This window comes from Marinospirillum insulare DSM 21763 (genome assembly GCF_000686905.1).
Taxonomy (GTDB): Bacteria; Pseudomonadota; Gammaproteobacteria; order Pseudomonadales; family Halomonadaceae; genus Marinospirillum; species Marinospirillum insulare.
Window position 1 is genome coordinate 58,612 of the sequence record NZ_JMLW01000017.1, and the last position, 16,440, is coordinate 75,051.

A 16,440-nucleotide genomic window follows, 5' to 3' on the forward strand; every position below is an offset into this window, starting at 1 on the left:
GTAATAACTATGTTTACACAAGTAGAACTTCTGCCTGCTGATCCAATTCTTGGTTTAATTGAAGCGTTTAACCAAGACACCAACCCTTCTAAAATTGATTTAGGTGTGGGGGTTTACCGTGATGAGTTAGGTAACACGCCCATTTTAAAGTCAGTAAGAGAAGCGGAAGCACTACTTCTAACCCGTGAAACAACTAAAAAGTACATAGGCTCTCATGGTGACCCTTTGTTTTCTCAGCAAATGCTACCTTTGGTATTTGGCGAAAACTCTAATGTGCTTGCAGAAAAACGCGCCACCTTAACTCAAGCGCCTGGTGGTACCGGTGCATTACGCCTGGCTGCCGACTTTATTAAGCGTAATTCACCTGAAAAAACCGTGTGGATTTCTAACCCTACTTGGCCAAACCACTTTGCTATTTTTGATGCAGTAGGCATTCAACATAAAACCTATGCCTATGTAGATAGCGATACTAACCGCTTAGATTTTCCTGCCCTGCTTGCTGATTTAAAGCAAATTCCTCAAGGCGATGTGGTTCTTCTGCATGCTTGCTGCCATAACCCAACCGGCTTTGATCTTTCTAAAGAGCAGTGGCAAGAAGTTTTGGCTGTTTTAAAAGAAGGTAAGCTGCTACCACTTATAGACTTTGCTTACCAAGGCTTTGGTGAAGGTTTAGATGAAGATGCAGCAGCCGTTCGCCTACTAGCTGAAGAACTGCCCGAGGTAATGATTACTTCTTCTTGCTCTAAAAACTTTGGTTTATACCGTGAGCGCATTGGTGCTTTTATTGCCGTGGCTAAAGACACCACAGATATGGAAAAAGTTCGTAGCCAAATGGCCAGTGTAGCCAGGGCTAACTACTCCAACCCTCCAGCGCATGGTAGTGCCATTGTAGCCACCATTTTAGCTAGCCAAGAACTCAATACCCTTTGGCGTAGTGAAGTAGATGAAATGCGTAACCGTATTAATACACTGCGCCAGCAGTTTGTTGTCGCTTTAACGCCTTATGGTCTAGCTGAAAAATTTGCTTGTGTTGCAGAACAGCGTGGTATGTTCTCTTATTCTGGTTTAAAACCCAACGAAGTAGCTCAACTACAAAAAGACTTTGGTATTTATATGGTGAGTACCGGCCGTATGAATATTGCTGGTTATAACGAACAAAACCTACCCTACCTGTGCGAAGCCATTGCCAGTGTCTGTGGTAAAAAATAAAGTTAGAGTTATTTATGCCGGTGGCACCATCGGCATGTTACCAGGTGAAAATGGACTTGAACCTGGTAGTCACTTTGCTTCTCGTTTACTGCCTTTATTAGATGAGTCTTGGCTAAAAAAGCTTCACTGCGAACTGAGCTTTTGTGAGCTAAGCCCTTTGCTAGACTCTTCTGCCATGAACGCTAGCCACTGGTTTAGTTTGGCAGCACAGTTATTAGATGAACAAAATCAATACGACTCTTTTATACTCTTGCAAGGTACAGATACTCTAGCCTGGACAGCCGGTGCCTTAGACTGTTTACTCACCCACTTCTCCCCTCCATTGGTTTTAACAGCTTCTCAGCTTCCTTTAGGCAGCCCCAATAGCGATGCTTTAGCCAATATTCAGTTTGCACTAGAGCAGGCAGTACAGCTTGAAACTGGTTGTTTCATTGCTTTTGCAAAGCAGTTATTACCAGCTCAAGCCACGCGTAAATTTGATTCTCAAAACTTAGATGCCTTTACTGCAGTCAACCAACCTTTAGCTTCTAAGCACTTCTGGCCAGCCAATGGCTACTTAACAGCTAAGCAACTGCGTCAACTAGCAGGCAGTTTTCAACCTAAGCTGCTTCGCCTGCCCTTAATTCCTAGTTTAAATGATGCTTGGTTAGCTCAACAGCTAGATGGCTTAGATGGCCTTATTTTAGAAGGCTTAGGTAGCGGTAACTCACCTTGCTTACCCTTAACCTTTAAACGCTTAACAGAATTGCACCTAACTCAAGGCTTAGTCATAGGTTTAACCAGTCAATGCTGGCAGGGGGGTGTTAATCAAAATTATGCTGCTTCTGCAGACCTTTACCAAGCGGGTGTTGTAGCCTTAGGAAAGATGACACCTGAATACGCTGAAGCTCGACTTGTGTGCCTACTTGCCCTAAATCACTTCAATATAATAAGTGCTGCAGACCTGCCGTTATATTGGTTAAATGACTAAAACCTGCCTTTTTATGTGATTTACATCACACAAAGACCTAAAACTTTGCTATACCTGTGATCTAGTTCATAGATTTGCATGCATCACTTATCTATGGCATAGCGACTAGCCCCTCAGCGTTTAAAATACCTGAGTTAAGTACAAAAAAATATAAAACAACTAGAGCGGCGGAAAAAATCATGAAAAAAATTGGCGAACGTATTAAAAGTCTAAGGCGGTCACGCCACCTAACCCAACAACAATTAGCTGAAAAACTTGGTATAGATCAAGGTGCAGTATCACGCTGGGAGCGTTGCCACATAACCCCTTCAGCTCGTTACCGACAAGAACTAGAAGCAGTGTTAGATGCCCCTTTAATGGAAATGGATCGTCCCTTACTTGAAAGTGTCAATAAAGATTTACATTTTTCTATATTGCTCGATACAAACCTATGCGTGCTGGCAGCATCAGAAATAACTCTGGCCGTTAATGGTTGCCGTAGTCGAGAGGAGTTAATAGGAAATAGCTATGCACCTTTACTAGATAAAACTTGGCATAGGCTTTATTTATGGTTAAAAGAGTCGGGCGCTTTTGATGAAGGCATCAGCTGGGCAAAAATTACTATGCCAACACCTACGCTTCACTCCGGCTACCGTTGGATGGACAGCCTGTGGATACCTTTCCACTTAGACAGCGGTGAATTGGCTTACAGAATTTCGAGTCGTATGTTAGATAGCATTCCATCGGAAAGCCTAGGTCGGGCAACGCTTGAGGTAGACAACAAACAGCGCGAGTTATTAATTCCTGTACAAGAGCACAAGGTAAACCAGCTACAAGAGCACAAGGTAAACCAGCTACAAGAGCAACCAAGCCTTGTAACTAAGACTTGGTCCCGAGCGATGTAAACGCTTAATGCTCCCGGGTAGAATGGAACTCTATATCCGGGTAGCGTTCTTGGGTTAGCTGTAAATTAACTCTTGTGGGCGCTAAATAAGTTAATAATCCAGCACCATCCACACTTAAGTTTTCTTCAGCTTTACGGCGGAAATCTGCAAGCTTTTTAGCATCCTTACTTTCTGCCCAGCGCGCTGTTTGTACGTTAACTGGCTCGTACATACAATCCACCTTGTACTCATCTTGTAGGCGGTACATCACCACTTCAAACTGTAGCTGACCTACTGCCCCTAAAATTAAGTCATTATTTTTAAAGGGCATAAACAACTGCACCGCGCCCTCTTCTGACAACTGCTGCAAACCTTTTTGTAGCTGTTTCATTTTTAAAGGGTCTTTAGGGCGTACTCGTTGAAAAAGCTCAGGCGCAAAGTGTGGAATACCCACAAACTTTAGGTTTTCACCTTCTGTAAAAGTATCGCCAATTTGAATGGTACCGTGGTTGTGCAAACCAATAATATCACCCGACCAGGCTTCTTCTAATAGCTCTCGGTCACCCGCCATAAAGTTAACCGCGTCAGCAATACGAACATCTTTACCTGTACGGCAATGACGCATTTTTAAACCACGGGTATATTTGCCTGAACAAACTCGCATAAAAGCAATACGGTCGCGGTGTTTAGGGTCCATATTGGCTTGAATTTTAAATACAAAACCAGAAAACTTTTCTTCGGTAGGTGTTACTTCGCGTGTTTCAGTCGGTCTTGGTAAGGGTGAGGGTGCCCATTTAACAAAATCTGCCAACATTTGCTGCACACCAAAGTTAGCCAAGGCAGTACCAAAGTAAACAGGGGTTAGCTTGCCAGCTAAATAAGCTTCTTCATCCCATGCATGAGTCGCGCCTTTGACTAGCTCTAACTCATCGACTAAATCGTCGTATTCATCACCTAAAAATTCTTTTGCAGCTTCAGAGGCTAAACCTTTAATGATTTCAAAGTCATAAAGTGTATGCCCTTGACCGGGTGTAAATACCAAAATCTCATCGTTATACAAATTATAAATGCCTTTAAACCATTGTCCTGAACCTATCGGCCAATAAATGGGGGCAGCTTTAATTTTTAAGACTTCTTCAATTTCATCTAATAATTCAATTGGGTCACGAATGTCTCGGTCGAGCTTGTTCACAAAAGAGAAGATAGGCGTAGAGCGCAAACGACAAACATCCATGAGTTTAATGGTACGGTCCTCTACACCTTTAGCACCGTCGACTACCATTAAAGCTGAGTCAACGGCGGTTAAGGTTCGGTAGGTATCTTCTGAGAAATCTTCGTGCCCTGGGGTATCGAGTAGATTGACGGTTCGACCATTGAAAGGAAACTGCATCACTGATGAGGTAATCGATATGCCTCGCTCTTGCTCCATGGTCATCCAGTCTGATGTTGCACTTTTATCGGCTTTTTTACCCTTAACGATACCCGCTGTTTGAATTAGCTTACCTAAGAGTATGAGCTTTTCGGTAATGGTGGTTTTACCCGCATCAGGGTGAGAAATAATCGCAAAGGTTCGGCGACTTTCTATTTCTTTAATTAAATTCTGGTCTGTCATTAATCTTTCTTTCCCGTGAGGGTGATAGCATTAGCGCAATAAGTTTGGGCGCTATTTTCGCTGATATTGAGATGATTAACAATCAGTGGCTAGCGGCACACCTCGTAAGTGTTGCTCAATTGTTGCAATCATCGTTTTGCTAAGTGGTAAATGGTGTTTTTCTTTTGCCCATACTTCATGAAAGCTTGCCACTGTTTGCTTGGCTGTATCCAAAACTAAATTTTCAGGTAGCTTTGCTTTAGCAGCTAGGTGTGATAATTCGTCTAGATTAAAGTCGCTGAATTTTTTGCTGCGACTAACCTTTAGTGAAGCGCTATCACCAGGGAGATAGGGTAGGGTTGAGACAAAGTCATAAGCGGGTGCAATTGATGCTGTGCGCTTGTCTTTATAAATTACTGACCAATTTTTCAAGTGCATATCAGCATTGCCAATTAGTGTATTAAACACCAGCCTACGAATCAGCTCTGCAATGTCTTCGTCTTGACCTTCTATACCAATAACCTGAGCGATATTGCGCATACTGGCTTTTTTATATTTATCTTGGGGATATACGCCAAAAACTTGCGCAAAATCTTCAATATGTATGGCTTGGTTATCTACACGGTCAAAGCGTTTAATCGCAAAAGCACTAGCGCCGAACTTGCCAATACCTTCTGGAATATTCGTAATTTGGTTAATGGGTAGCAGCTGAGTTGCAGGAACATCCATTCCCAACATTCGAGCTAACTCCATCATCGAATATTCATTTTCTGGTACAGCTTCAAAACGAGACGAGGGTAGTTTCACTATCCAAGAGCCACCTTGGCCTGTTGCAGGGATTGTCAAACCACCCTTAGCATATTGCACTGCTGAAAACTTCAACTGTACGCCAGCCAATGAAAAACACATAGGCGCCTCGTATTTCGTTTTACCTTCAATACCTTGGTGCAGATTAGGCGGCAATGCTTCACCTTCGGCTGGTTCAACGGTAATTGCACCTGCCAAATCCTTTCCTAACACCCATAATAGAAAAAACTCCCGCACTGGATTCACACCTGCGCGCTCTGCTAGGTAATGACGCATCCTTTCTTCTGGCAATAGATTCGAGAAAAATGGAGTTAATTGTGTTTGGGTAGGTTTAAAGCTGGTCAGTAAGCCTCCGAGCGAATCTTTGAAACCCAACCCTAATACAGGCCTTGAATTGTCGTTTATGTAGGCATCCGTAAAGGCAAATAGCGTTCTGTCATTGCCTACATGAGTGATGGTTGCAATAGCTTCACCATAGAGCAAAACGTTTAAAGTAGATATTTTATTATTCATCACAGTCATCATCTAAACGGTAGGCAGGTAATATTTCTTCCCCCTCATCCTGAATGCCTTTGCTACTTCGAATAATCGAATTAATTGCAGTTATAGACTTTTTAGGCGCGAGAAATAGCTCTAGGTCTAGCACACGGGCGAGTGCAATCAAACTGGAAACCCTCAAATCAACACCACCCGACTCAATTTTCGATATATGGCTTTGAGGTACACCTGAACGAGCGCTCAAATCTCTTTGGCTAAACCCCTTACTTGTACGCGCTTCTCGCAGATCTTCTAATAACTGCTCAGTTACATAGCTCATTCTGATATACCTTAGTAGCTCACTACAAACATAATATATATAAAAGCATATCACTCAAAGCTTAAAAAAACAAAATTGATCTACCAATGCATATCAATATAGCTAACCGATATAGATTGATAGATAAATGATATTTTGTAGCTACTGAGCCCGCTAGGAGTAAGTTATTGTTACAATACTGGGCTTTTAACTTCTTATTAATAGGTTAGCCTTTGCTTAAGCCAACGATAGCTTGTCCAACGCGCTTTATTCACCAGCAAGCTCTGGTTCGTGGAGAAGAATTTGGTGTACTTTGTTGGAATACACAAAAATCAACACAAAATGAAGCCTTTCAAGTCGCTCTCACCCAGCTATTGACACGCTTTCCGTCACAGTTTTTACTTTTTCAAGAAGCTAAGCTGTCGCTTACCGATGAATGGTATTTAAATGACTGGTCTTATGCCTTGGCTTCTAATATTCAAAGTAAGCACCATGTGTTTGGCGTGCTCACTGCTAGTCAGTATGCTTTTTCAGAGGCTACCCCTAAACTGACCCTGAAACGTGAGTTTGGCTTGGCAACCCATAAAAGCTATATGGTGTCTAAACACCCTTTACCAGATAAACAGTCTTTATTGATTATCAATGTTCATGCCATTAACTTTGTTAGCTCACACTACTTTTTAAAAGAGCTAACCCTTTTAAAAGAACAGTTACTTAATCATCAGGGTCCACTGATTGTCGCTGGCGATTTCAATGTTTGGAGTCGGCAAAGAAAGCTTTATTTACTCGAGTTTTCGCGTGCTGCTGGCTTAAAGCAAGCTTATTTAAACGATGCAAAAAACGTAAAATCTTACCTAAATATGCCGTTAGATTTTATCTTTTATCGTGGTTTGTGGCTTAAAGAAGCCGTGGCAATCAAAACAAAAGTGTCAGACCACAACCCTATTTACACTCGTTTTGTTATTTAACCAAAAGCTAACCAAGGTTATAAGAACCTAATTCTATATAACCATATAGCAATTCATTCTTTAAGCTTAAAACTGACCTATGTCAAAATTACTCCTCAGCTTTAGGAGTAATCACTATGAAACCTATTTACGTCAGCCTGACGTTTATTTTATCTTTGCTAGCAGGTAGCTTGCAGGCCGCAACCTACCAACCTTTAATAGAAGTACAAACCTTAAGTGCAGCTTTAGAGGCCGATGCTAGTTTGCAGCTGATTGATATACGTAGTCCTGCTGATTTTGCCGCTGGGCATATTTCAGGTGCTGTTTCTGCACCCTATGGCAAATGGCGTGGTCCTGCTAATAGCCCTGGGCAGTTAAAAGAAACAGCCTATTTTGAACAACTAACCCGCCAGCTAGGTTTAACCGATAAGCAGCCTATCTTGGTCTATTCAAGCGGCGCTAATCAAACTGATTTTGGTGCAGCGGCTAGAGTTTATTGGACTTTAAAATACTTAGGCTTTACTGACTTAACCCTTTTAAACGGTGGCTTTAAGCAATGGCAAAATGCGTTGCAACCCGTTGCAACTCAAGCGATTCAGGTTGAACCCAGCCAATATAAGGTAAACATTAATTCACGTTTAGCTATTCATAAAAATGAGCTGCTCGATAGAATTAACCAACAAGATACTAGCTACCAGCTTTTAGATTCACGCCCTCCAGCTTTCTTTCAAGGCCAGAAAAAAGCCCCTATGTCAACCACTGGCGGCACCATAGCCAGTGCAGAAAATATTCCTTTTCCACAGTGGTTTAATAGTTATGACACGCGCATTCGTTCTAGCCATGAAGTTAAACAACTGGTAGCAGAACAAGGTTTAGATCAAGCAACAGAAACGGTTTCTTTTTGTAATACCGGTCACTGGGCTGCTACTAACTGGTTTGTTTTATCTGAAGTGGCTGGTTTGCAAGATGTGCGCCTTTACCCTGCTTCCTTGGCTGAATGGACGCAATCTCCCGTGGGTTTACCTATGGATAATACACCTAGTCGCTGGCAACAGGTTCAAACCCAGTTTTCTAAGTTGGTAAATAATTAAAATGAATAATCGTCTTGCATTAACCCTAGTTTTTGCTGTTTTTACAGCCTTTTTATTTTGGTTTGTATCTATCCGCCAAAGCCTACTGTTTATTGTAGGTTTAGGTTTGGGTGGCGTTTTAGCTGGAGCACGTTTTGGTTTTACTACCGGTTGGCGCAATCTAATTGAAAAGCGTGATGCCAGTGGTGTATTTGCTCAGCTATTACTTTTGGCTGTTGCTGCAGGCATTTCTTTACCGCTACTGGCTTTATTCCCAACCGAACTCAGTGCAGCACTTGGCCCACCCAGTATTAGTTTGTTAGTAGGTGCTTTGGTGTTTGGTGGTGCTATGCAAATTGCCGACGGTTGTGGTTCAGGCACCTTATATAAAGCTGGCTTGGGTATTCCTTTAAACATGGCCATTTTGCCTGTGTTTGCTTTAGGCAGTTTTTTAGGTTCAGTGCATTTGGGCTGGTGGTTAGATTTAGGCAATATTAAACCCGTTGGTTTGGTACAAGAAGTGGGTTTAAGCGGCGCGATGGCTCTTACCTATTTGGGTTTAATTGCTATTGGCTTAGCAGCTTGGTTTTGGTCTAAAACTAGCGGTGGTTCACGCATTTTATTTAATAAAACTTTAATTATTGGTGCGCTACTGCTGGCTTTATTAGCCGTACTTAACTTTGTTATTGCTGGGCAGCCTTGGGGTGTGGTTTATGGGTTTGGCTTGTGGGCAGCAAAAATTGCTACAGCCAGCAATCTGTTTGACCCAAGCACCAATGCTTTTTGGAGCCAACCGGTGAATGCCACGGCTTTAGAGCAATCGGTATTTTTAGACTTAACCTCAATTACCAATATCGGTATTTTAGCGGGTGCTTTGTGGATTTTCTCACGCAATAAAACCGGCGAAACAAAAAAGCTAACCAGCCAACAGTGGCTAGTGGGTATTATTGCTGGGTTTTTACTAGGCTACAGCTCTCGCCTAGCCTTTGGTTGTAATGTGGGTGCTATGGTCAGTGGTATTTCTACCGGCAGCCTACATGGCTGGATTTGGGTGGTGATGGCCTTTGCTGGTTCGTTAATTGGTGTGCGTATTCGTCGCTACTTTAATTATTAACCCCAATTATTAAGACTGAACTTAAAAGACTGAACTTAAAAAAGAGTTGTTAACAATGAATAAATTAACCCGTGTAAGAGTGGTAGTTTTTTGGGCTTTTTTGGTGGGCTTCTTTGTTTGGGATTGGCAAACAGCTGAACCTGTTAACTTAAGGTTAGAAGCACCTATTATTGCAATAGGTTCAGGCCAAGCACCTTCAGGTGGGCATTGCGCTACTTTTTAATTCCTAGATTTAACAAAAACCCCTGAGTATTAAAAACACTCAGGGGTTTTGTTTTAACAGCTAGTCAATCAATTATTTCAATTATTACTTAGCTGCATCGCGTGCTGCTTTTAACCAGCTATCAAAAGTGGCACGGTTTCCTTTAATCCATAAATCTGTGTGGCGAACGATATCTTTATCGCTATCTTGTCCATCACGCATGGCTAGGTTTTGTGCTGAGATATCGGCACTCGATAAACTCATAGCGTTAAATAAGGCTTCCGTGAAAGGGTATTTTTTCACAAAGTCTTGGTTTGCAACTATATGCTGAGTATTTGGACGGAAACCATAGTTAGAGCCATTGGGTAAAGTGGTATCAACGTCTTTACCAGCACCAGGTAATGAAGAGAAAGGTACTTCCAACCAAACAACATCTTTACCCGGCTTCATTACTGCACTAACCCAGTAGGGTACCCAGGTGTAGTAAAAAACGCTTTCACCTTGGTTAAAGCGAGAGATGGTTCCAGCCATTAAGGCTGAGTAAGAGCCTTGGTTATGGTCAATGCTTCCACGTAGATCATAAGCATCCATGTGGTGTTCAATAATTTGCTCACAACCCCAACCCGGTGGGCAGCCAGTTAAGTCTGCTTTGCCATTACCATTAGCATCGAAGGCTTTAGCAATTTTAGGGTCTTTAAACTGCTCTATATTGGTAATCTTATATTTATCAGCTGTTTTTTTATCAATCAGGTAACCACTTACAGCACCACCTGAATAAATTTCTGAGCGGAAAAGCTTGTCTTTACCACCTGCTTTTTCATAAAAATCTATGTGCATCGGGTACCAGTGATCCGCTAAAAAAGTACCATCGCCATTAGCTATGGCTATGTGTGCGGCTGGGTATTCCAGTTCACGAATGGGTTGCACATCAAAACCTAGCTCTTCTAGTGCACGACTCACTAGCAAGGTTTGAAAGGTTTCTTCAGCTATCGAGCTTTTTAATGGGGTGACCACTGCGCCCTCACCTGGTTTATCTTTAGCATAGGCACCTAAGCTAAAAGTTAAACTAGCAGTTAGCAGGGTTAAGCCTGCTTTTTTAAGCCATGATGAACTCATGTTTTTCTCCTGTTGAAAACATTGATTAATGCTTTTTATAAAACTTCTTATTCTAATAACTGATTACTTGGCAGTATTCTTACCTAAAAGCTTTAATACTAAGCCTGTTGGACCACGCTGATACCAATGACGAACGCCTGAACTACGTTCATCACTACCTAATGCTTGGGTCATGCGATCTAAAATAATGGCTAATAAAACAATACCTAAGCCACCCACAGTCGCTAGGCCCATATCTAACCGGCCAATACCACGCAGTACCATTTGCCCTAAACCACCCACAGCTATCATGGAAGCAATAACCACCATAGAAAGCGCCAGCATTAGTGTTTGGTTTAAGCCTGCCATAATCGTAGGCATAGCCAAAGGAAGCTGAACCTTGAAAAGCAATTGCCTTGGGCTAGCACCAAAAGAACGTGAGGCTTCAACTAGGTCTTCAGGTACTTGGCGAATACCTAAGTTGGTTAGGCGAATTAAAGGCGGCAATGAAAAAATAATAGTGACTACAACGCCTGGTACGTTACCAATACCAAACAGCATAACAATGGGTACTAGGTAAACAAAAGGTGGCGTGGTCTGCATGGCATCAAGCAAGGGACGCATAACCGATGCGACTCGATCATTACGTGCTAACCAAATTCCAGTAGGCAAGCCGATTAAAACACAGAAAACCAGTGCTGTTATCACCAAGGCTAAGGTTATCATTGCCTCGTGCCAAGCACCGATAAAACCAATTAGTGTCATCGATATTAGGGTAGCTAAACCTAAACGCTTACTCGATAGCTGCCAAGCAAGTAACGCCATCACTGCTATGACCAACAAAACCGGTGCATTGATTAAGCTGGTTTCTACACCCGTTAAAACTGCATCAACCGGGGTACGAATGGCTTGAAACACGCCCCTAAAGTTTTCTACTAACCAGCCCAAACCTGATTCAACCCAATCACTTAAGGGTAGGGTGTAGTGATCAAAAGGGTTAAGCAGGCTAAACGCTTTTTCTTCTTCTGCAACGGCTGCTAGCCAATCGGTTGCGGGTTCAGCAACCTCTTCTTCCATACCCCAAGGGTTAGATGCCTCGGTAGTAGGCGTCGTTGTTTCTTCTGTTGTAGCCCAGGGATTATTAGCATCTTGATTAGCCATAATTATTCTTCCTCCCTATCTAGCGCACGCAACATAGCCACTCGCGTAACCACGCCTTGGTATTTGTGGTCTTTATCTATCACCGGTAGCCCAAATGGGTATTTGGCAACTTGACCAATAATTTCATTTAGCGGTGTATTAGCTGTTAAAGGCTCATAACTATTCAGGTAAGCATCGGCAAGCTTGCCTTGGTTTTTTTCAACTTGCAGCAGGGATTCAACCGAAACCACACCATAAAACTCACCTTTAGGCGAAACTACATAACCATAGTCACGGTCATGTTGGCGTAGGAGTTCGATAGCCGAGGTGGGTCCAAAACCTTCGCGATTAATCACCGTTGCGTGCTGTTTGCTGGCAATATCTTGGGCTGATAAAATTTTTGTTACATCAACATTACGGAAAAAGGATCGCACATAGTCATCTGCAGGGTTTTTCAAAATTTCATCGGGAGAGCCAACTTGTATGACTCGACCACCTTCCATAATGGCGATACGGTCACCAATACGCATGGCTTCATCTAGGTCATGTGAAATAAAGATAATTGTACGTCTAGCTTTGCTTTGTAATTTAACTAGCTCATCTTGCATTTCAGTACGAATTAAAGGGTCTAATGCCGAAAAAGCTTCATCCATTAACATCACTTCAGGGTCGTTAGCTAAAGCTCTAGCTAAACCTACACGCTGCTGCATGCCGCCCGACAGTTGGTCTGGATAGCTCATGTGAACAGTTTCTAAGCCGACTTGGGCTAAAGCTGCCATGGCACGTTGGTTACGTTCTTGTAAATTCATGCCGGCTAGCTCTAAACCAAAAGCTGCATTTTGAAGCACACTAAGGTGAGGCATTAAAGCAAAGGACTGAAAAACCATGCTCATTTTACGACGGCGCAGGTCACGCAAGTCTTTATCTGAAAAGCTAGCTATGTCTTGCCCATCAATAAGCACTTCGCCAGCACTCGGTTCTATTAGACGGTTTAGAAGTCGGACGAGGGTTGACTTTCCTGAGCCTGAAAGGCCCATAATGACAAAAATTTCACCCTGTTTGATATTGAAGGATGCATCCATCACTCCAACGGTTTGACCTGTTTGTGCAAAAATCTCTGATTTAGAGATACCCTGCTCAACCATTTTTATGGCTTGCTTTGGGTTATTACCAAAGACTTTGTACAGATTTTTAATGACGACTTTATCAGTCATAAATGCGCTACCCGTTGCCTATAACGCGACTGATTTAAACACTTATTCAACTAAGAGTCCATAAAGCTAAACCTTAGCAAAGCCTCACTTGCATTAAATATTTTTATACTTGCTGACTTTATTTATCCTGATAAAACTGCTCAGCAAATTCTGTTAGCTGCGCTAAACCTTGAATATCACTGGCCATTAAAGGCAGTTTAAGGGTTTTTACGCCAGCCAACTGTTCTGCTATTTCTTGCAACTGTACTTCTTGGCGCTGAAAACGTGCTGCCCAAAAAGGATCTTGACCTGGATCGGGCATAATACGATTAACAATCGCGCCAGCAACTGGCACAGCGGCTTCTTGCAAGGCGTCAATAGCACGCGCTGTTTCTAAAATGGGCAGTTTTTCGGGGGTTAACACAAAAATAAAAGCTGTATTTTTACTATCACTTAATCTGCGACGAGTGCGCTGAAATAGGCTTTGTCTGGCTAAGAGCGTTTCGGTCAACTCTTGGCTGCGTTTATCTAAACCTTCGGTCGCATTTTTAGTTGGGTCATCAAAAGGCGTGTCTAAACTGCGATTAGGAGTTAAATGGGCTAGGGTTTTGCCTAGTTTTTCTGAACGTTTATTGTGCTTTAATAAACCGTCAGTCCAAGCCGCCATAATTTCTGGCAGGGTTAAAAGGCGTAAAGTATGCCCGGTTGGTGCCGTGTCAAAAATTATTAAATCGTATTTAGCCTCCCCTTCTTCTATTAAGTGAGCCATGCGCTCTAAAATAGCGGCTTCTTGTGCGCCTGGCGATTGACTGCTTAAACGCAACTGCCGCCTTAACTCATTCACCTGGTCTGGCCCTGCATAACGGCGCATTTGCCTTAGCACTCTGTCTAAATAAGCTTCCACTTCTTCATTAGGGTCTAGTTCTAAAGCATCTAAATTGGCTGCCATTTTAGTGATTTTGCCGCCAATTGTTTGATCAAACGCATCGGCTAAACTATGTGCTGGGTCGGTAGAAATTAACAACACACGCCGCTGCATTTTAGTTGCAGCCACGGCAAGAGCAGCGGCTGTGGTTGTTTTACCCACACCGCCTTTGCCGCCCACCATAATAAGTTTACGTTCAACTAACAGTTGCGCTAGGTTGAGCATTTTAAGCTCCAGCATTAAATTGAAGGGTTAACAGCAGCGGAAATGATCGTAGGGTGAACGCTCCATACCCATACGGGTGTGCCAATCATGAAAACGCTCGAGTAATAAAGGTTGCAGTTCTAAACAATACCAGCTGGCGGGATTAGGAATGCCCATCATTTCGCTAAAAATAAGCAGCATAAATAAATCATCTTCATCACGCTGGGCACGAGCAATCGCCGCTCGGTAAGGGGCATTATAATATTCAGCACCAGCGGCACTGGCTTTTTTATAAATGTATTTAAGGCGCGATAAGTTTTTTTTCATGGCTAACCTCGGCAGGGTTTAAGCTGGCAACGACCTAGCTAAATGTTATGGCTAGGCCGTTGTTCACTTAGGCTAACAGCTTTAAGGGTTAGCTTTGTTTATTGAGCAGTTTCTTTGCTTTCTAGCTTGGCGCGTTTAAGTGCTGCTACGCTTTCTAGGGTTACAAAGATTGCTGCTACTAATACCACGGCACCTAAGCCAAGCAAGAACCAGTTTTCTTTTAGATAAAAGCCTCTTAACTGCTCCAGTAAAGCGTAAAGGCTCATAATCAAGATGAACACTAAAGGAACAAGCGTGAAAACAGTGGGTGAACCGCGGCGTACCAACATCACGGTAATTACCAATAGTGTTAAACCGGCAAGCAGTTGGTTAGAGGTACCAAACAAAGGCCAAATAAGCAGACCACCAGAACCTTCTGCACCCCCAGCACCAAAAGCAAGCACTAAACAAGAACCAACTGACAACAAGGTTGCTGGAACGGGCTTAGCCATCCATTTTAGGTTATAAATCTCGCCCCACTCTTGGAAGATATAACGCTGCAAACGTAAACCTGTGTCCATGGTTGTACCGGCAAATAAAGCTGCCATTACGGTTAACATGGTTCCTGCAATGGCTGCATCTAGGCCTGTACCAGCACTTAGAATATTCGCGCCGCCCGTTACAAAGGCTTGCACACCGCCATCACCAAACGATTGGTAAACAGCTTCCCAGTCTGCAAAGGTTGCAAAGCCAGCGGTGGCCGCAAGAATGGCTGCTAAAGCTAAAGCACCTTCACCAGTGGCACCAAAGTAACCTACAAAACGGGCATCTTTTTCTTTATCCAGTTGTTTAGAAGTCGTACCAGACGCCACTAAACCGTGGAAGCCAGAAATTGCGCCACAAGCAATGGTGACAAAAAGCAAAGGAATCATGGAAGGTGTTCCAGGCGGCACATCCATATTTATCATGGGTGCAACCACGGTTGGGTTAGCCACCAAAATGGCTCCATAAAGGGCAATTAAACCTACAAATAACTGTAAGCCATTAATATAGTCACGCGGTTGTAACAAAACCCAAACCGGCAACAAGGAAGCAACGGCAGCATAGGCAAATAGAATAAGAATCCAAGCAGCGTTAGGCGATAAACCTGCTACCCCTTCTGAAGGTAAAGCTAAAGGCACTGAAGGGCCGATATAAATAAGCCCATAAAGTGCTGCCACACCTATTAAAGAAACCAGCGGTAAACTCATTTTGCCGCGGTAAATGGCCTGGCCAATAATAAGCGCCACTGCAATTGCACCCCACACTGGCACGACTGCGCTAGGGTTATTAATTAATAAGCGAGCAATGACCACGCCAAACACTGCGTTTACCATTAACAAGACTAAAAATATAACAATTGAAAAAATAGCCCTGGCACGGGTACCCACCACATCGCCGGTTAAAGTGCCCACTGACTTAGCACGGTTACGCACACTGGCCCAAATAGCACCAAAGTCGTGAATACCCGCAAAAAAGATAGTACCGAAAGTGACCCATAAAAAAGCAGGTAGCCAGCCCCAAATAACCGCTATGGCAGGCCCAACAATCGGTGCAGCCCCGGCAACCGAGGTAAAATGGTGCCCCCACAAAACAAATTTGTTGGTTGGCACAAAGTCAATCCCATCTTCAAATTCATGGGCTGGAGTTGTAAAATCTTCGCTTAACTTGAATACAGCAAAAGCAAGGAATTTTGAATAAACAAAAAAACCTATTGCCATGCCGCCAAGCCCTAAAAGCATTAAGACTATTGAGCTCATAGGTTGTTTACCTCATGATATTTATTGATTTAAAATAACATTGACTTACATCACAAATACTCGCCTGAACAAGATGAAAAGGCAAGCCTAGACCAAAGTATAGATATGTGACTCATTAACTTTATACCTTACTTGGATTCAACTTGCTAGTGCAACAGCCTGTAATTCTTCAAACAATACTTCATTTGGTGTTTTCATTCCAAGTGTTT

16 protein-coding genes are annotated in these 16,440 nt (G+C 42.8%); 7 read left to right on the top strand and 9 right to left on the bottom strand.

Features of this window, described 5'->3' with window-relative positions; genetic code table 11:
• Positions 1-9: 9 nt before the first annotated feature.
• From BP27_RS0108475 to BP27_RS15755, 3 genes are all read left to right on the top strand, one after another.
• Positions 10-1,209, top strand: a complete 1,200-nt coding sequence (locus BP27_RS0108475; RefSeq protein ID WP_027851182.1) for an amino acid aminotransferase — start codon at positions 10-12, stop codon at positions 1,207-1,209.
• Positions 1,190-2,179: an asparaginase domain-containing protein gene (locus tag BP27_RS0108480; protein WP_027851183.1), complete on the top strand. Its 990-nt coding sequence runs from the start codon at positions 1,190-1,192 to the stop codon at positions 2,177-2,179. The genes BP27_RS0108475 and BP27_RS0108480 overlap by 20 nt, the downstream gene beginning before the upstream one ends.
• Positions 2,180-2,358: 179 nt before the next feature.
• Positions 2,359-3,063, top strand: coding sequence for a helix-turn-helix domain-containing protein (locus tag BP27_RS15755; protein WP_036239827.1), 705 nt, complete (start codon positions 2,359-2,361; stop codon positions 3,061-3,063).
• A gap of 4 nt (positions 3,064-3,067) precedes the next feature.
• Here BP27_RS15755 and BP27_RS0108490 read toward each other — a convergent pair whose 3' ends face one another.
• From BP27_RS0108490 to BP27_RS0108500, 3 genes are all read right to left on the bottom strand, one after another.
• Positions 3,068-4,654 (bottom strand): peptide chain release factor 3, encoded by a 1,587-nt coding sequence (locus BP27_RS0108490; RefSeq protein WP_027851184.1) that lies wholly within the window; start codon positions 4,652-4,654, stop codon positions 3,068-3,070.
• Positions 4,655-4,729: 75 nt separating this feature from the next.
• Positions 4,730-5,953 (bottom strand): type II toxin-antitoxin system HipA family toxin, encoded by a 1,224-nt coding sequence (locus tag BP27_RS0108495; protein ID WP_027851185.1) that lies wholly within the window; start codon positions 5,951-5,953, stop codon positions 4,730-4,732.
• Positions 5,946-6,257, bottom strand: coding sequence for a helix-turn-helix domain-containing protein (locus tag BP27_RS0108500; RefSeq protein WP_027851186.1), 312 nt, complete (start codon positions 6,255-6,257; stop codon positions 5,946-5,948). The genes BP27_RS0108495 and BP27_RS0108500 overlap by 8 nt, the downstream gene beginning before the upstream one ends.
• A gap of 212 nt (positions 6,258-6,469) precedes the next feature.
• Between BP27_RS0108500 and BP27_RS0108505 the strand changes: the two genes are divergently transcribed.
• The 4 genes from BP27_RS0108505 to BP27_RS17300 all read left to right on the top strand — a co-directional run bounded on the left by BP27_RS0108505 (position 6,470) and on the right by BP27_RS17300 (position 9,590).
• Entirely contained in the window at positions 6,470-7,204 is a 735-nt protein-coding gene (locus BP27_RS0108505; protein ID WP_027851187.1) for an endonuclease/exonuclease/phosphatase family protein, read from the top strand.
• Between the two features lie 116 nt (positions 7,205-7,320).
• Positions 7,321-8,274: a sulfurtransferase gene (locus BP27_RS0108510; protein WP_036239830.1), complete on the top strand. Its 954-nt coding sequence runs from the start codon at positions 7,321-7,323 to the stop codon at positions 8,272-8,274.
• Between the two features lies 1 nt (position 8,275).
• Positions 8,276-9,367, top strand: coding sequence for a YeeE/YedE thiosulfate transporter family protein (locus BP27_RS0108515; RefSeq protein ID WP_036239833.1), 1,092 nt, complete (start codon positions 8,276-8,278; stop codon positions 9,365-9,367).
• A gap of 55 nt (positions 9,368-9,422) precedes the next feature.
• Complete coding sequence (locus tag BP27_RS17300; protein ID WP_162833724.1) at positions 9,423-9,590, top strand: hypothetical protein; 168 nt, start codon at positions 9,423-9,425, stop codon at positions 9,588-9,590.
• 84 nt (positions 9,591-9,674) lie between these two features.
• Here BP27_RS17300 and proX read toward each other — a convergent pair whose 3' ends face one another.
• The 6 genes from proX to BP27_RS0108550 form a co-directional block, all read right to left on the bottom strand.
• Complete coding sequence (gene proX / locus BP27_RS0108525; protein WP_051610469.1) at positions 9,675-10,685, bottom strand: glycine betaine/L-proline ABC transporter substrate-binding protein ProX; 1,011 nt, start codon at positions 10,683-10,685, stop codon at positions 9,675-9,677.
• 63 nt (positions 10,686-10,748) lie between these two features.
• On the bottom strand, positions 10,749-11,825 hold the full coding sequence (gene proW / locus BP27_RS0108530) for a glycine betaine/L-proline ABC transporter permease ProW (RefSeq protein WP_027851191.1): 1,077 nt from the start codon (positions 11,823-11,825) through the stop codon (positions 10,749-10,751).
• A gap of 2 nt (positions 11,826-11,827) precedes the next feature.
• A complete protein-coding gene (gene proV, locus BP27_RS0108535) occupies positions 11,828-13,018 on the bottom strand; it encodes a glycine betaine/L-proline ABC transporter ATP-binding protein ProV (RefSeq protein WP_027851192.1) in 1,191 nt (396 codons plus the stop codon).
• A gap of 118 nt (positions 13,019-13,136) precedes the next feature.
• Entirely contained in the window at positions 13,137-14,147 is a 1,011-nt protein-coding gene (locus BP27_RS0108540; protein ID WP_036239835.1) for an ArsA family ATPase, read from the bottom strand.
• 27 nt (positions 14,148-14,174) lie between these two features.
• On the bottom strand, positions 14,175-14,453 hold the full coding sequence (locus BP27_RS0108545; RefSeq protein WP_027851194.1) for a cory-CC-star protein: 279 nt from the start codon (positions 14,451-14,453) through the stop codon (positions 14,175-14,177).
• 98 nt (positions 14,454-14,551) lie between these two features.
• Entirely contained in the window at positions 14,552-16,231 is a 1,680-nt protein-coding gene (locus tag BP27_RS0108550) for a carbon starvation CstA family protein (protein ID WP_027851195.1), read from the bottom strand.
• Positions 16,232-16,440: the final 209 nt, after the last annotated feature.

Coding starts and splice junctions, on each gene's coding strand:
- BP27_RS0108500 (WP_027851186.1), bottom strand. CDS start 6,257: ATGAGCTATGTAACTGAGCAGTTATTAGAAGATCTGCGAGAAGCGCGT.
- BP27_RS15755 (WP_036239827.1), top strand. CDS start 2,359: ATGAAAAAAATTGGCGAACGTATTAAAAGTCTAAGGCGGTCACGCCAC.
- BP27_RS0108495 (WP_027851185.1), bottom strand. CDS start 5,953: ATGAATAATAAAATATCTACTTTAAACGTTTTGCTCTATGGTGAAGCT.
- proV (WP_027851192.1), bottom strand. CDS start 13,018: ATGACTGATAAAGTCGTCATTAAAAATCTGTACAAAGTCTTTGGTAAT.
- BP27_RS0108515 (WP_036239833.1), top strand. CDS start 8,276: ATGAATAATCGTCTTGCATTAACCCTAGTTTTTGCTGTTTTTACAGCC.
- proW (WP_027851191.1), bottom strand. CDS start 11,825: ATGGCTAATCAAGATGCTAATAATCCCTGGGCTACAACAGAAGAAACA.
- BP27_RS0108490 (WP_027851184.1), bottom strand. CDS start 4,654: ATGACAGACCAGAATTTAATTAAAGAAATAGAAAGTCGCCGAACCTTT.
- BP27_RS0108545 (WP_027851194.1), bottom strand. CDS start 14,453: ATGAAAAAAAACTTATCGCGCCTTAAATACATTTATAAAAAAGCCAGT.
- BP27_RS0108550 (WP_027851195.1), bottom strand. CDS start 16,231: ATGAGCTCAATAGTCTTAATGCTTTTAGGGCTTGGCGGCATGGCAATA.
- proX (WP_051610469.1), bottom strand. CDS start 10,685: ATGAGTTCATCATGGCTTAAAAAAGCAGGCTTAACCCTGCTAACTGCT.
- BP27_RS17300 (WP_162833724.1), top strand. CDS start 9,423: ATGAATAAATTAACCCGTGTAAGAGTGGTAGTTTTTTGGGCTTTTTTG.
- BP27_RS0108475 (WP_027851182.1), top strand. CDS start 10: ATGTTTACACAAGTAGAACTTCTGCCTGCTGATCCAATTCTTGGTTTA.
- BP27_RS0108540 (WP_036239835.1), bottom strand. CDS start 14,147: ATGCTCAACCTAGCGCAACTGTTAGTTGAACGTAAACTTATTATGGTG.
- BP27_RS0108510 (WP_036239830.1), top strand. CDS start 7,321: ATGAAACCTATTTACGTCAGCCTGACGTTTATTTTATCTTTGCTAGCA.